At 71.5% G+C, this 15,135-nt stretch carries 13 protein-coding genes; 10 read left to right on the forward strand and 3 right to left on the reverse strand.

Annotated elements, in window-relative coordinates; translation table 11 throughout:
* Nucleotides 1-3 precede the first annotated feature (3 nt).
* The 9 genes from IPJ95_19675 (at nt 4) to IPJ95_19715 (ending at nt 11,449) form a co-directional block, all read left to right on the forward strand.
* A complete protein-coding gene (locus tag IPJ95_19675; protein MBK7925825.1) occupies nt 4-1,839 on the forward strand; it encodes a CocE/NonD family hydrolase in 1,836 nt (611 codons plus the stop codon).
* A complete protein-coding gene (locus IPJ95_19680) occupies nt 1,836-3,788 on the forward strand; it encodes a S9 family peptidase (protein MBK7925826.1) in 1,953 nt (650 codons plus the stop codon). The genes IPJ95_19675 and IPJ95_19680 overlap by 4 nt, the downstream gene beginning before the upstream one ends.
* A 16-nt stretch (nt 3,789-3,804) precedes the next feature.
* Nucleotides 3,805-4,380 (forward strand): DUF447 family protein, encoded by a 576-nt coding sequence (locus IPJ95_19685; protein ID MBK7925827.1) that lies wholly within the window; start codon nt 3,805-3,807, stop codon nt 4,378-4,380.
* Nucleotides 4,377-5,360: a hypothetical protein gene (locus IPJ95_19690; GenBank protein MBK7925828.1), complete on the forward strand. Its 984-nt coding sequence runs from the start codon at nt 4,377-4,379 to the stop codon at nt 5,358-5,360. The genes IPJ95_19685 and IPJ95_19690 overlap by 4 nt, the downstream gene beginning before the upstream one ends.
* A gap of 600 nt (nt 5,361-5,960) precedes the next feature.
* Nucleotides 5,961-7,802 (forward strand): methanol/ethanol family PQQ-dependent dehydrogenase, encoded by a 1,842-nt coding sequence (locus tag IPJ95_19695; protein ID MBK7925829.1) that lies wholly within the window; start codon nt 5,961-5,963, stop codon nt 7,800-7,802.
* A 186-nt stretch (nt 7,803-7,988) separates the two neighbouring features.
* Nucleotides 7,989-8,852, forward strand: a complete 864-nt coding sequence (locus IPJ95_19700; protein MBK7925830.1) for a quinoprotein dehydrogenase-associated putative ABC transporter substrate-binding protein — start codon at nt 7,989-7,991, stop codon at nt 8,850-8,852.
* 70 nt (nt 8,853-8,922) lie between these two features.
* Nucleotides 8,923-9,327 carry a c-type cytochrome gene (locus IPJ95_19705; protein ID MBK7925831.1) on the forward strand — a complete coding sequence of 135 codons (405 nt, stop codon included), beginning with the start codon at nt 8,923-8,925 and terminating at the stop codon, nt 9,325-9,327.
* Nucleotides 9,328-9,479: 152 nt separating this feature from the next.
* Nucleotides 9,480-10,340, forward strand: a complete 861-nt coding sequence (locus IPJ95_19710) for a pentapeptide repeat-containing protein (GenBank protein ID MBK7925832.1) — start codon at nt 9,480-9,482, stop codon at nt 10,338-10,340.
* Between the two features lie 26 nt (nt 10,341-10,366).
* On the forward strand, nt 10,367-11,449 hold the full coding sequence (locus tag IPJ95_19715) for a beta-propeller fold lactonase family protein (GenBank protein ID MBK7925833.1): 1,083 nt from the start codon (nt 10,367-10,369) through the stop codon (nt 11,447-11,449).
* Nucleotides 11,450-11,490: 41 nt separating this feature from the next.
* Here the strand turns inward: IPJ95_19715 and IPJ95_19720 are convergent, their stop codons facing one another.
* The 3 genes from IPJ95_19720 to IPJ95_19730 all read right to left on the reverse strand — a co-directional run bounded on the left by IPJ95_19720 (nt 11,491) and on the right by IPJ95_19730 (nt 13,484).
* The gene (locus tag IPJ95_19720) at nt 11,491-12,039 is read right to left on the reverse strand and encodes a hypothetical protein (GenBank protein MBK7925834.1); all 549 of its coding nucleotides are present in this window, start codon (nt 12,037-12,039) and stop codon (nt 11,491-11,493) included.
* Nucleotides 12,040-12,198: 159 nt separating this feature from the next.
* Nucleotides 12,199-13,278 (reverse strand): ATP-dependent 6-phosphofructokinase, encoded by a 1,080-nt coding sequence (locus IPJ95_19725; GenBank protein MBK7925835.1) that lies wholly within the window; start codon nt 13,276-13,278, stop codon nt 12,199-12,201.
* Between the two features lie 32 nt (nt 13,279-13,310).
* The gene (locus IPJ95_19730; protein ID MBK7925836.1) at nt 13,311-13,484 is read right to left on the reverse strand and encodes an Rdx family protein; all 174 of its coding nucleotides are present in this window, start codon (nt 13,482-13,484) and stop codon (nt 13,311-13,313) included.
* A 175-nt stretch (nt 13,485-13,659) separates the two neighbouring features.
* On the opposite strand from IPJ95_19730, the gene IPJ95_19735 reads away from it, so the two are divergent.
* A complete protein-coding gene (locus tag IPJ95_19735) occupies nt 13,660-15,066 on the forward strand; it encodes an OmpA family protein (GenBank protein MBK7925837.1) in 1,407 nt (468 codons plus the stop codon).
* Nucleotides 15,067-15,135 lie beyond the last annotated feature (69 nt).

Consider the following 15,135-nt stretch of genomic DNA (forward strand, 5'->3'; position numbering starts at 1 on the left):
CACATGCGTCGCGCGTTCACCCTGCTGCTGCTCCTCCTCGCGGCCCCACTCGGGGCCCAGACCGCCGCCGACTCCGTCGCGGGCTACGCGGTTCGCGAGGCGATGATCCCCACCCGGGACGGGGCGCGGCTCCACACGCTCATCTACCGCCCCGCGGGCCACGACGAGGCGCTGCCGTTCCTGATGGTGCGGACACCCTACGGGATCACCGGCCGGGCGGGGCGCTACTTCCAGGCCTACCTCAAGGAGCTGGCAGCCGACGGGTACGTGATGGTGCTGCAGGACATCCGGGGCCGCTACGGCTCGGAAGGCACGTTCGTCATGAACCGGCCGCTGCACGACGCCGGGGACCCGAAGGGCGTGGACGAAAGCACCGACACCTGGGACACGGTGGAGTGGCTGCTCGATCAGGTGCCGAACAACAACGGCCGGGTCGGGGTGCTCGGCATCAGCTACCCCGGGTGGCTGGCCGCGATGGCCGGGATCAACCCCCACCCCGCGGTGAAGGCGGTCTCGCCCCAGGCGCCCATGACCGACACCTGGATCGGAGACGACTTCTTCCACCAGGGAGCGTTCCGCCTGTCGTACGGCTTCGAGTACGCCGCCGACATGGAGCTCTCCAACGATGGCTCGGTGCCGCTGCCGATCACCCGCTACGACACCTACGACTGGTACCTGGCGCAGGGCCCGCTCCGCAACCTGACCACGCTGTTGGCCGGCAAGGTGCCGACCTGGACCAACTTCACCCGCCATCCCACCTACGACGCGTTCTGGAAGGCGCGCTCGCTCCCCACCTACCTGACGCGGCTGTCGGTGCCGACGCTCACCGTCGGCGGCTGGTGGGACCAGGAAGACTTCTATGGCGCGCTGGCCACCTACGCGGCGCTGGAGAAGCTCGACACCGCGGGGATCAACTACCTGGTGATGGGACCCTGGAATCACGGCGGGTGGCAGGGCGCCGGCGACAGCCTGGGCAAGATCAGCTTCGCCGATTCCACCGGGACCTACTTCCGCGAGCAGGTGCAGGCGCCCTGGTTCGCGTACTGGCTCAAGGACCGGGGCCGGCTGCCGCTGCCCGAGGCGCTGCTCTTCGTGGCGGGCCGCAACGACTGGAAGGCGTTCGACCACTGGCCGCCCCGGGCCGAGGCCCCGGTACGGCAGCTCTACTTCCGCGCGGATGGCCGCCTGTCATTCGAGCCGCCGAGCGGGGCGGCCGCCGCGTTCGATCCGTTCGTCTCCGACCCGGCGCACCCCGTCCCCTACCGGGCGCGGCCCATCCAGCAGACCTACCATCCCCGCGGCTCGAGCTGGTCCGCCTGGCAGGTGGAGGACCAGCGGCTGGCGCACAACCGCCCCGACGTGCTGTCGTGGGAGACCGAGCCGCTCGACGCCGACCTGACCATCGCCGGGGACGTGGTGGCGCACCTGTTCGCCTCGACCACGGGGCAGGACGCCGACTGGGTGGTGAAGCTGATCGACGTCTACCCCGATTCGGCGCGCTACCTGGCGCCCCGCATGGGCGGGTTCCAGCTGATGGTGACCGGCGACATCCTGCGCGGCCGCTACCGCGCCGGCTGGGACCGCCCCGCCCCGCTGGTGCCCAACCGGGTGACCCCGTTCACGGTGGACCTGCACCAGCAGGCCTACACCTTCCGGAAGGGCCACCGGATCATGGTCCAGGTGCAGAGCACCTGGTTCCCGGTGTACGATCGCAACCCGCAGACCTGGGTGCCCAACATCTTCGAGGCGCCCGCCACCGCGTTCCGGGCGCAGACCCACCGGGTGTACCGGAGCACGCGGCATCCCTCGCACGTGCAGGTGCAGGTGCTCGCGCCATGAAGCTCCGCGCCCTCGCCCCGGCCGCGGCGCTGCTCCTCGCGATGCCGCTGTCGGCCCAGCGCCCGGACACGATCGTGCCCGCGGAGCACCTGGTGCTGCGCGGCATCCCCGCGCTGCCGGCGGCGCTGCGCGAGGCGGTGCGCCGCTACACCGAGTTCCGCAGCGCGGCGGTGGTGGACTGGCATCCGCTGCGGCGCGAACTGCTGATCAGCACCCGGTTCGGCAACACCGCGCAGCTGCACCGGGTGGCGCGGCCGGGCGGGGACCGCTCGCAGCTCACCTTCTTCGACGAGCCGGTGGGCGCCGGGAGCTGGTCGCCGGATGGCCGGTTCCTCGTCCTGGGGCGCGACGCGGGGGGGAACGAGTTCACCCAGCTCTACCGGCAGGAGGTCCCGGGGGGAGGGGTGACGCTCCTGACCGACGGCGCGGCCCAGAACGGCGGGGTGCGGTGGTCCCGGACGGGCGACCGCATCGCCTACGGCTCCACCCGCCGCAACGGCGCGGACCGCGACCTGTACGTGATGGACCCGCGCGATCCCGCGACCGATCACCGCGTCCTCGAGGTGCAGGGCGGCGGCTGGAGCGTGCAGGACTGGTCGCCCGACGGCGGGGCGCTGCTGATCCGGGAGGGCCGCTCGGTCAACCAGGCGCAGCTGTGGCGCCTGGACCTGGCCACCGGCGCGCGGACCCTGCTCACCCCCGATGCGCCGGGCGACACCGTGGCCCGCGGCGGCGCCCGCTGGAGCCCGGAGGGGCGCGCCATCTACTACACCACCGACGCGGGGAGCGAGTTCCTGCAGCTGGTGCGGCAGGAGCTCGCCAGCGGGCGGGTCACGGTGCTCACGCCGGCGATCCCGTGGGACATCACCGAATTTGCGCTGTCGCCCGACGGCCGGACGGTGGCCCTGGTGGCCAACGAGGCGGGGCGCTCGCGACTCTCCCTGCTCGACACCCCAAGCGGCCGGCTCCGCGCCGTGCCCGGGCTGCCGGTGGGCCTGGTCGGCGGCCTCGAGTGGCGGCCCCAGGGCGGCGAGCTGGCCTTCACGCTGAGCGGCGCCCGCACCGCCGCCGATGCGTACAGCCTCGTCACCGCGACGGGGGCCCTCACGCGCTGGACCGAGAGCGAGACCGGCGGCCTCGACGTGGCGGCGCTGCCGGAACCGGAGCTGGTGCGCTGGACGAGCTTCGACGGGCTCGAGATCTCGGGCTTCCTGTACCGCCCGCCGGCCCGCTTCGCCGGCCCGCGCCCGGTGCTCATCTCCATTCACGGCGGCCCCGAGGGCCAGTCCACGCCCGGCTTCCTCGGCCGGGCCAACTACTTCCTGATGGAGCTCGGCGTCGCGATCCTGCTGCCCAACGTCCGCGGCTCCACCGGGTACGGCAAGACCTTCGTCAAGCGCGACAACGGCATGCGGCGCGAGGAGTCGGTGCGCGATATCGGCGCCCTGCTCGACTGGATCGGCACCCGGCCCGAGCTGGACGCGGACCGGGTGATGGTCACCGGCGGCAGCTACGGCGGCTACATGACGCTCGCCGTGGCCACGCTGTACGACGACCGGATCCGCGGGGCGGTGGACGTGGTGGGGATCTCCAACTTCGTGAGCTTCCTGGCCAACACCGAGCGCTACCGGCGCGACCTGCGCCGGGTGGAGTACGGTGACGAGCGCGACCCCGCCATGCGGGCCTACCTCGAGTCGATCGCGCCGCTGCACCGCGCCGACCGGATCACGCGGCCGCTATTCGTCATCCAGGGCGGCAACGACCCGCGGGTGCCGCGCAGCGAGGCGGAGCAGATGGTGGCCGCGGTGGAGCGGAATGGCGGCCCGGTCTGGTATCTTCTGGCCCGCGACGAGGGCCACGGCTTCCGCAAGAAGGCCAACGTGGACTTCCAGTTCTACGCCACCGTGGACTTCCTGCGCCGCCACCTCCTCGGCGCCGCGCTGCCCTGACCCCGCCGGAGCGTCGATGATCATCGAGACCCTGCTCACCACCCAGGACGCCGCCGGGACGCTGAACGTCGCCCCGATGGGCGTGGAGTGGGGGGAGGAGACGCTGGTGATCAGGCCGTTCCTCGAGACCGCCACCTTCCGGAACCTCGCCGCCACGCGGGCCGCGGTGGTGCACCTGACCGATGACGCGCTGCTCTTTGCCCAGGCGGTGATCCACCATCCCGCCGCCGACGCCCCGCCGACGGTGCCGGCGGCGCGCATCGCCGGGCGGGTGCTGGAGGCGGCGTGCAGCTGGCGGGAGGTGGAGGTGACGGCCCTCGACGACACCCCGCCCCGCAGCCGGATCACCACCCGCGTGGTGCACCGGGGGAGCCGGCGGGAGTTCCTGGGCTTCCACCGCGCCCGCCACGCCGTGCTTGAGGCCGCGATCCTGGCCACGCGGACCCACCTGCTCCCGGCAGAAGAGATCGCGGCGGAGTACGCCCGGCTGCAGGTGATCGTGGACAAGACCGCGGGCCCCCGGGAGCGCGAGGCGATGGCGCTGCTCACCGCCTGGGTAGCCGAGCGGGGCGTGGGGACCCCGGTCCGATGACCCGCCCCCCTGGCCTGCCCGTCCGGGTCACCGTCGAGGCCCCGGCCCGGCTCCATTTCGGCATCCTCGACCTGCGAGGTCACCGCGGGCGGCGCTTCGGCGGGATCGGCGCCGCCGTCCCCTCGCCAAGCCTGGTGCTCGAGGCCACGCGGCACGACCGGCTGACCGCCGAGGGGCCAGACGCCGGACGGGCGCTGGAGTTCGCCCAGCGGTACCTGGCCGCCACCGGGATCACGGCCGGCGCCCACCTCCGGGTCCTGCGCGCCATCCCGGCACATGCCGGACTCGGCTCCGGCACCCAGATGGCCCTCACGGTCGCCCGGGCGCTGGCGGAGCTGTTCGGGCTGCCGTCCGACCCCCTCACCCTGGCCCGGGCCGTGGGCCGGGGCCAGCGCTCGGCCATCGGCACCTGGACCTTTGCGCTGGGCGGGTTTGTACTCGAAGGGGGGCGCCGCGCCGGGGGCGACGTGGCGCCGCTGATCTCCCGCCTGCCGATGCCACCCAGCTGGCGCTGTGTCATTGCCATCCCGGAGGGACACCCGGGGCTGTCCGGCAGTGCCGAGGCGGCCGCCTTCCGGGACCTGCCCCCGCCGTCGGAGCGGGAGGTGGAGCGGGTGGCCCACCTGGTCCTGATGCAGTTGCTCCCCGCGCTGGCCGACGCCGACCTGACGGCCTTCGGGTCGGCGCTGACGGAGGTCCAGCGGATCACCGGGGGGTGGTTCGCCCCGGCCCAGGGGGGGGCGTTCTCGCCGGGGCCCACCGAGGCGCTGGTGGAGCGGATGGCGGCGTTTGGCGCGGCCGGGGTGGGCCAGAGCTCCTGGGGCCCGACGGTGTACGGGCTGGTGCCGCAGGAGGAGGCGGCCCAGGACCTGGGGCAGCGCGTTCGCGCCTGGTTGGGGGGGCGGGGGACGGTGCTGGAGACCCCATTCTCCGAGCGGGGGGCGCTGGTCAGCAGCGAGTGGACGGGGGTCGGGGCCTAGGCTGGCCGGGGTTCCAAACTGATTGACAGGTTATTCGGCTGGCTGTATACTGACCCTCCGCTTTCCGCCGGGTTTCCGGTCCGGGAACTTCGGGGCGGATGAACGGTACTACCAGCTAGTTCGGTGGGGCCGCAACAGTCGGGGCTCCCCTCCCCGACCGATAACAAGCCCGCTTCAATCATCCACATGCCGACCTCACCGTGGCTCCGGTTTTCCGGGGCTTGGTGTCGTGCCGATGTGAGGATTGCCGTGGGATTCTCCGGTTCCAGCATGACCATCCGTGGGTGTGGTGTCTCCGTTTCCCGGCTGCGGCCGGGCGCGGGCCTTTGGCGTGACTGGGCGTGGCGCGCCGACAGCACGTTCCAGAATGGGACTAATTGGCACAATCGGGAGTACGCCGCGACGGCATAGCATGCACGGCCATTCGGGATTCGGTTCCCGGGTGGCCGTTGGAGTTTTCAGGCAGGATGCAGGTGCAGCAAGTGGATTCGGGGGAAATCTGGGACACGCTCGCGAACGCCGGCGCGATCGCCCCAGCGGCCTCCCGCGCAGTCAGCAACCCGTGAGGGCTGCTGTCACCCTTCATCATGAGGTCATCATATGAACCGTATTACCCGCAAGATGTTGTCTGGCGGGCTGTGCGCGGGGCTTTCGCTCCTCGCGGTGTCGGCCCATGCCCAGGCGCGTTCGGGGGCGTGGACGCGTAACGCCCCGGAAGGCGACTGGCAGATGCCCGGGCGCGACTACTCGATGCAGCGCTTCAGCCCGCTGGCCCAGATCAACACGTCGAACGTCGCGAACCTCAAGGCTTCGTGGTCGTTCTCGACGGGTACCCTGCGTGGCCACGAGGGCAATCCCCTCGTCATCGGCAACGTGATGTACGTGCACACGTCCTTCCCGAACATCGTGTACGCGCTCGACCTGTCCAAGGAAGGCGCGCCGCAGATCTGGAAGTACGTGCCGAATCAGTCCGCCGACGCGATCCCGATCGCGTGCTGCGACCTGGTGAACCGCGGCACCGCGTATCACCAGAGCGGCAAGATCTTCATCAACGCGCTCCAGGGCGACCTGATCGCGCTCGACGCGAAGACCGGCAAGGAGCTGTGGAAGGCCCGGCATCCGAAGTCCTCCCCGACCCAGGTCGAGGCCCAGGACTACAAGGATGGCGCGACCATCACCGTGGCCCCGATCGTGATCAAGGACATCGTCATCACCGGCATTTCCGGTGGTGAGTTCGGCGTCCGTGGCCGCGTCTCGGCGTTCGACGTGGCGACCGGCAAGCACCTGTGGACCGGCTACTCCACCGGCCCGGACAGCGAAGTGCTGCTCGAGGGCGATGCCAACGCCAACTACCCCTCGCACAAGGGCAAGGACCTCGGCATCAGCACCTGGCAGGGAGACGAGTGGAAGCGTGGCGGCGGGACGACCTGGGGCTGGTACACCTACGATCCGGAACTCGACCTGTTCTACTACAGCGTCGGCAACCCGGGCTCGTGGAACCCCGACCAGCGCCCCGGCGACAACAAGTGGTCGATGTCGATCTTCGCCCGCAACCCGACCACGGGCAAGGCGAAGTGGATCTACCAGATGACCCCGCACGACGAGTGGGACTATGACGGCGTGAACGAGAACGTCCTGTTCGAGAAGGGCGGCCAGAAGCTGCTGGCCCACTTCGACCGGAACGGCATCGGCTACACCGTCGACCGCACCAACGGCAAGGTCATCGTCGGCAACGCCTTCGGTCCGATCAACTGGGCCAAGAACGCCGGCACGGGCACCCCGGTCGAGGGCATCGTCTCCACCGGCGTCCCGGTCAAGGATCCGCGCTACGGCACCTCCTCGAAGAAGAACGGCGAGGGCATCTGCCCGGCCGCCATCGGCTTCAAGGACCAGCAGCCCGCCGCGTACTCCCCGATCACCGGCCTCTTCTACGTCCCCGCGAACCACATCTGCATGGACTACGAGGGCGTCGAGGTCAAGTACACCCGCGGTCAGCCGTACGTCGGCGCGATCGTGCGGATGTTCCCCGGCCCGGGCGGTCACCGTGGCCGCTTCTTCGCCTGGGACCCGATGGCCGGCAAGGTCGTCTGGGACCAGAAGGAAAACCTCGCCGCCTACGGCGGCGCGATGACCACCGCGGGTGGCCTGGTCTTCTACGGCACCATGGAAGGCTGGCTCAAGGCGCTTGACCAGAAGACCGGCAAGCTCCTGTGGAAGTTCAAGACCCCGTCGGGCATCATCGGCAACCCGATGAGCTACCGTGGGCCGGATGGCAAGCAGTACGTGGCCGTCCTCTCCGGCATCGGCGGCTGGGCGGGCATCGGCGTCGCCGCGGGCATCGGCGCTGAAGATCCGACCGCCGGCCTGGGCGCCCTCGGCGCCTTCGGCGATGCGGGCCAGTTCTCCACCCAGGGCGGCGTCCTCACCGTCTTCGGGCTCTAGTTCCCTCCACGGCCTGGACGGGTCTCCGGACCCGTCCAGGTCGCTGGCGGCAGCGGGATCGACAGGGGCGGGTCGCTCGCGGACCCGCCCTTGTCCTGTCCGGCAACGGGCGATTCCCGGTGCACCATCCCGGAATTGACCCGATCCCTGAACACCACCCCGTCCGGGTGGGTATACTGGAAGACCATGCCTACGCCCTCCGCCCGCTGCACCGGTCTCGGCCTCGCCCTCGCCCTGCTCGTCAGCGCGCCGGCGATGGCCCAGCGACCCGGCCCCATGCTCCCCGGCGTGCTCCGGGTCTGCGTGGACCCGGACAACCTGCCGATGTCCAACCGGGCGGGCGAAGGGGTCGAGAACAAGCTGGCCGAGCTGCTGGCCAGCACCTGGAATTCCCGGCTCGAGTACATCTACTGGGCCGCCCCGCGGGGCATGATGCGGATGCTCAACGGGCGCTACTGCGACGTCTGGCTCCAGATGCCGGTGCTCTCCGACATGGCGGGCGTCACCCGCCCCTACTTCCGCACCAGCTACGTGATCGTGCAGCGCCGCACCGCGGCGCACCCGGTCACCAGCCTCGACGATCCCGCGCTCAAGACCATGCGGATCGGGGTGCACCTCTTCGCGGCCGACGGCGAGAACACCCCGCCGGCCATGGCCCTCTCCAGGCACGGCGTGGTGGGCAACCTGGTCGGGTTCAGCACCACGTACACGGGCGGCATGAACCGGCCCGAGGACATCATCAAGGCGGTGGTGTCCGATTCCATCGACGTGGCGATCGTCTGGGGCCCCATCGCGGGCTACTACACCCGGCAGCTCGGCGCCGACCTGGTGCTCCGCCCCATCGAGCGCGACAGCGTGAGCGGCATGCTGTTCGCCTACAGCATGGGCATGGCCACCCGTCGCGCCGACCGCGCCTTCCGCGACAGCCTGCAGGGGTTCATCGATACCAAGGGGGCCGAAATCCGGGCCATCCTCGACCAGTTCGGGATTCCACTGCTGCCGATCCCGGCCGATACCGGTCGGGGGAGCCCCGCGGGCCCGGCACGCTAGCTGCATCTCGACACCGGGCCGGCGCAGGATGCGATCGGCCGACTACACTCGGAAAGGAAAGCGCACAGCGATGAAGACGTGGATTCTGGTAGCCGCCGCCCTGGTGCTGGGTGCGGGCTCGGTGACCGCACAGGTTCGCGACGAATACCACCCCGCCCCCCGCGACACGGTGGACAACGACACCTACCAGGGGTGGAAGCAGTACGAGCTCAACTGCTCCCGCTGCCACGGGGAGTATGCGGTGGGCAGCTCCTTTGCCCCGGCGCTCATCGTCTCCCTGCGTGAGGGCGGGACCATCCCGACGGCCGAGTCCTTCCTCACCACCGTGTGCGCCGGCCGCCCCGACAAGGGGATGCCCGCCTGGTGCGCGCTGGGCCTCGAGATCGACAAGATCCAGCGCATGTACCTGTACGTGAAGGGACGCGCGGACGGGAAGATCGGCCCGGGGCGGCCGGCGGTCCGCGAGAACTCCTAGTCCCCCGAATCTCGGGGATGTCTCACGCAACAGCGGGGCCGTGGCGCGACGCCGCGGCCCCGCTGTCGTTCCCCCCTTCCCTTCCCACGCCAGGGGTGAATCCTTTCGGGCCCGGTCCGGCTCCCCCGGGCACCCCGTGACGTGGAGCGTCGATGCGCGTACTGCTTTCGCTGGCGATGATCAGCTGGCTGGGGCCCGCGGCCCCGGTGGCCGCACAGGATCCGGCCATGCCGCCCGTGGTGGCGCCGTCCGCCGTCGCCGCAGGCCGCCCGTCGGCCGATTCGCTGCGGACCGCCAGCCAGGTGAAGGCGTACCTGGCCGGCGTCGAGGCCACCGCGACGCCGGACCTCTCCGGGCTCGACCTCTCCGGGCTCGACCTGCGGGGCGTGGACTTCCGCAAGGCCAGCCTGGTGGGCGCCCGGCTGGCCGGCGCCATGCTCGATGGCGCGGACCTCTTTGCGTGCGACCTCACCGACGCCGTGGCGCCGGACCTGAGCGCGGTGGGGGCCAACCTCGACGGCACGACCTTGCGGCGGGCAGACCTCCGGCGGGCCCGCCTGCACCGGGCGAGCCTCTTCGCCACGATCGTCGAGGCCACCGACCTCCGCGAGGCCGACCTGCGCGAGACCCGGATCATCGGCTATCTGCGCAAGGCGAACCTGGCGGGCGCCATCCTGACCGGCGCCAACATCGGCGCGGATCCGGGGAACCAGTCGATGGGCGTGATGCGGGCGCAGTTCGTCGGGGCGGACTTGAGCGGCGCTGACCTGAGTGGCGCCAACCTCTACAAGGCCGACCTCTCGTATGCCTCCCTGGTCGGCGCCACGCTGACCGGGGCGGACCTCCGGAACGCGGACCTGGTGCAGGCCGACCTGGCCCGGGCCGACGTCACTGATGTGCAGCTGGCCTTCGCCGACCTGGACGGCGCCAGCTTCCTGGGAGCCCGGGGGGTCTCGACCCTGCGCGGCCTGGACCAGGCCCGCCGCCGGGACCGGGCGGTGTTCGACCGTTGACCATGAACGACCCAAGGAGACCTGCCATGACCCGGATGCGATCCGCCGCCTGCCTGACCCTGCTCACCGTGGCGCTGGGCGCCTGCGGCCCCAAGGGGGAGCCCGCGACCGACCAGCCGCCCACGCTCAGCGCGGGCGCGGGGGCGTCGGGCGAGCTGGTCTACGTGACCAACGAGGACTCCCGCGACCTCACCGTCATCGACGCCGCCACCGACAGCGTGGTGGCCACCATCCCGGTGGGCACCCGGCCCCGCGGCGTGGAGGTGAGCCCGGACGGCCGCACGGTGTACGTGGCGCTCACCGGTTCCCCCAAGTGCCCGCCCACCATGCCCGACGAGGAGTGCGAGAAGCTGGCCTCGGACAAGTCCAAGGACGGCGTCGCCATCGTCGACGTGGCCACCCGGACCACGATCAAGACCATCCCCGCCGGCTCCGACCCGGAGGAGTTCGACATCTCCGCCGACGGCACCCGGCTGTTCGTGTCCAACGAGGACGCCGACAGCGCCTCGATCGTGGACCTGGCCAGCGGGCGCCCGGTGGCCAACGTCAAGGTTGGAGATGAACCGGAGGGCGTGACGGTGGCGCCGGATGGGAAGACCGTCTGGGTGACCGGCGAGACCGACCACGACATCACCGGCTTCGACGCCGCCACCGGCGCCATCGTGGCCCGGATCGACGTGCTGGGCCAGCGCCCGCGTTCCATCGGCTTCCTGCCCGATGGCTCACGCGCCTACGTGACCAACGAGATGAGCAGCACGGTGTCGGTGGTGGACATGGTGGCGCGGAAGACCCTGCGGCAGATCACCATGCCGGCGGACAGCCGGCCGATGAGCATCGTGGTGACCCCGGATGGCCGGCGGATCTACATCTCCAACGGGCGCGGCAAGACCATCTCGGCGATCGATCCCGCCACCGACGCGGTGACCGCGACGGTCGAGGTGGGAGTGCGGCCGTGGGGGATCGCGCTCTCGAGTGACGGCCGGAAGCTGTACACCGCCAACGGTCCCGGGAACGACGTCACGGTCCTCGACACCGAGACCATGACCGTCCGCAAGCGGATTCCGGCCGGCACCATCCCGTGGGGCGTGGCAATCGGGCCGAAGCCCTAAGGTGGTAGGGCGGTAAGGCGGTAAGGCGGTAGGCCGCCGACCTACGCGATCGGCCGCCAGGTGAGCGGCGAGCCCGGCCAGCGCCACGCGATCCACGCGTCGAGCCCCCACGCCCGCCCGCTGCGAGCCAGGAACAGCACCAGCAGCGTGATCACCAGCATGTAGTGGAAGCCCTGCGAGGCCGGCGCCATGTGCCAGGTGGCCAGCCCGTAGTTGATGCTCAGCCACAACCCGCCCAGCGCCCCGAGCCCCGCGGCCAGCCCCAGGGTCAGCGACAGCCCCACCAGCACCTCGCCCCACGCGGTCAGGACGGCGAACAGCGGCACGTTCGCGAGCACGGTGCCCTCCACGAAGCCGCGATACCACACGATCGGGTTCTCCGCCATCTGCCGGGCGATGATCGTCGGCATCGTCTCGATCCACCGCTGCTGCACGCCGAGGAACGGGACCACCCCGCCGGCCAGGATGAACGCCATCTTGGTGGTCAGTGCCTTGAGGAACCACAGGCCGACGAGGACCCGCAGCACCGCGAGCCACCGGCTGGGATGCGACATGTCCACCGGGGTGGGTGTGGACGACGATGCGCTCATGGCGGGTGGGACCTCGCGCGTGGCGGGGAGGGGAGGGACGGCAGGCCACCTATGCTACTGCGAAAGCGGCCGCGACGGAATCCCCGGTGCGCCACCGATGAAGCGCCAACGGTCCACCAGTGCGCCACGCCCCTTGGACACCGGTGTGCCCGCGCCGGCTCAGTCGCCCAGGCTGATGCCGAGCTGGCGCGCGGTGAGCACCGTGTCGGAGTCGAGGGGCACGTGCTTGGAGCGGCCGATGACGTCCTCGAGCGGCACCCGCGCGAGCTCGGGCGGGTTGTAGCCGATCATGACGCCGAAGGCCTTGTCGGCCACGGCGCGCACGGCGGCGGCGCCGAAGCGCAGGCCGAGGAGGCGGTCGAAGGTGGTGGGCGAGCCGCCACGCTGCAGGTGGCCGAGGACCAGGCTGCGGGTCTCCTTGCCGGTGCGCTCGCTGATGGCGCGGGCCACCAGCGAGCCGATGCCGCCGAGCCGGTCCACGGTGCCGGCGGCGCGCCGCTCCAGCAGCGGGGTGTCGCCGCCGAGCGGCCGGGCGCCCTCGCCCACGACCACGATGCTGAAGTGCCGGCCCGACTGCTCCCGCGCCGTGATCTTGGCGCACACCTTGTCGATGTCGAACGGCAGCTCGGGCAGCAGGATCACGTCGGCGCTGGCGGCGATGCCGCTGTGCAGCGCGATCCAGCCGGCGTCGCGACCCATGAGCTCCACCACCATGACCCGCTCGTGACTCTCGGTGGTGGAGTGCAGCTTGTCGATGGCCTCGGTGGCGGTGCTCACCGCGGTGTCGAAGCCGAAGGTGGCGAGGGTGCCGGTGACGTCGTTGTCGATGGTCTTGGGCACCCCGACGACCGGGAGGCCCTTCCGGTAGAGGTCGTAGCCGATCTTCAGGCTGCCGTCGCCGCCGATGGTGATCAGGGCGTCGAAGCCGCTGGCGTTGAAGGCGGCGATGAGGTCATCGGAGCGGTCCACCTCGGTGGCCTGGCCCGCGGCGTCGGTCACCACCCAGCGGAACGGGTTGCCGCGGTTGGTGGTGCCGAGGATGGTGCCGCCCAGGTGGGTGATGCCGCGCACCTTGTCGGGGGTGAGCGTCATGATGCCGTCGTCGCCCAGCAGCCCATTGTAGCCGCGGCGGATGCCGTAGGTCTGCCAGCCGCGGGTGTGCGCGGCGAGGACGATGGCGCGGATGACGGCGTTGAGGCCGGGAGCGTCGCCGCCGCCGGTGCTGATCGCAATGCGCATGCAGGGTCCTCGAGGACCGAGGTCGGGGACGACTATCGCGGCCGCTGGCGCAGCAGCCCGAGCACCTCGCCCGGGAGCGCGTGGCGCCCGGTCGCCTTCTTCGAGAACAGCGTCACGCCGTCGACGCTGACCTCGAACACGCCACCGGAGGACTTGACCAGCTGGACCATGGCCTCCGGCACCTCACGTTGCAGCTCCGCCGCCAGACCGGCGGCGCGGGGCTCGTAGTTTCAGACGACGCAGTATTCGATGCGGATCTGCATGCGCTCGGCCGGGAGAGGGGGTGGACAAGGCTCGGACTGACGGGAAGCTAATGGACCCCACCCCATCGCCCTAGCCGCCCCCTTGCGGGCCCCAAGGAGGACCCGCAGAATCCCTGCCGTGAACGCGAACCCGCTCCTCCGCCGCCTCCGCGCCGCGCTGCTGCTCCTGGCCGTGGCACTCCCCGCCGCCCCGCTCGCCGCCCAGCGCCTCTACCGGCTGGAGGTCAGCGCCGCCGGCGCCTGGCAGCAGTACGACCGCACGCTCGAGCTCGGCTCCACGGTCGGTGGCGTCCTGCGCGCGGGCTACTGGGTCTACGGCCCGCTCTCCATCGAGATCGAGGGCGGCGTCGCCCGGCCGCGCACCAATACCAGCCTCGACAAGGCCGTCTCCACCACGCAGCTTGGCGCGTGGGCGGTGGGCAACTTCGCGCTCGGCGCCCGCACCTTCGCCATGGTCAAGGCCGGGTACGGCCACCTCGGTTTCGGCACCTGCCCCGGCGTCTCGGTGCCGGGCGCCGGACCGTGCGGCGCTGCCGACGTGGTGCAGGGCGGCGCCGGGGTGCGCATTGCGCTGGGCCCCACGCTCTTCATGCGCTACGAGGGCGTGGTCCAGCGCAGCACCACCACGCGCAAGTTCACCAACCTGAGCCTGCAGGGCGGCGTGAGCCTGATGCTCGGCAGCCAGCCGCTGCTCGACGGCGACGGCGACGGCGTCTTCGACCGCCACGACGCCTGCGAGGGAACCCGCCTCGGCGCGCTGGTGGACGGTCGCGGCTGCCCCACCGACCGCGACAGCGACGGCGTGCCGGACGGTCTCGACCGCTGCCCCAATACCCAGGCCGGGGCCACCCCGGACCCGGCCGGCTGCAGCACCGATACCGATGGCGACGGTTACCTCGACGGCCTCGACCAGTGCTCCGACACCCCGACCGGCGCCGTGGTCGATGGCACCGGCTGCCCGAGTGACGAGGATGCGGACGCGGTGCTCGACGGCCTGGACCGTTGCCCGCAGACCCCCGCGGGCGCCACCGTCGACCAGCTGGGCTGCCCCGGCGACGCCGACGGCGACGTTGTCTTCGACGGCCTCGACCGGTGCCCCGACACCCGCCGCGGCGCCACGGTGGATGCCACCGGCTGCGCCACCGAGCCGGAACCCGCCCCCGTCGATTCCACGGCGGAGCGGCCGGTGGTGCTGCCCGGCGAGGTGTGGAACTTCCGGCAGGCGGTCCTCAGCCCCGAGGCCTTCCCGGTCCTCGATTCGCTGGCGCTGGCGCTGCAGGCCGACCCGGCCGTCACCGCGGAGGTGAATGGCTTTGCCCACGACCGGCTGGTCCCGGCCGACAACACCCGGCTCTCCCAGCGGCGGGCGGAGGCGGTGCGGAACTACATCATCGCCCGCGGCGTCCCGGTGACCCGGGTCACCGCCGTGGGCCGCGGCTCCCAGACCCTGCTGGTGGCCGACACCACGGAAGCCGCCCGGACCACCAACCGCCGCGTCGAAATCCGCGTCACCCGCAATCCCTAGACACCCCGCATAGCACGCGGATTGCCCTTCCGTATCGGGGCGGGTCCCACGACCCGCCCCGATACCGTT

Source organism: Gemmatimonadota bacterium (assembly GCA_016713785.1).
GTDB lineage: Bacteria > Gemmatimonadota > Gemmatimonadetes > Gemmatimonadales > GWC2-71-9 > JADJOM01.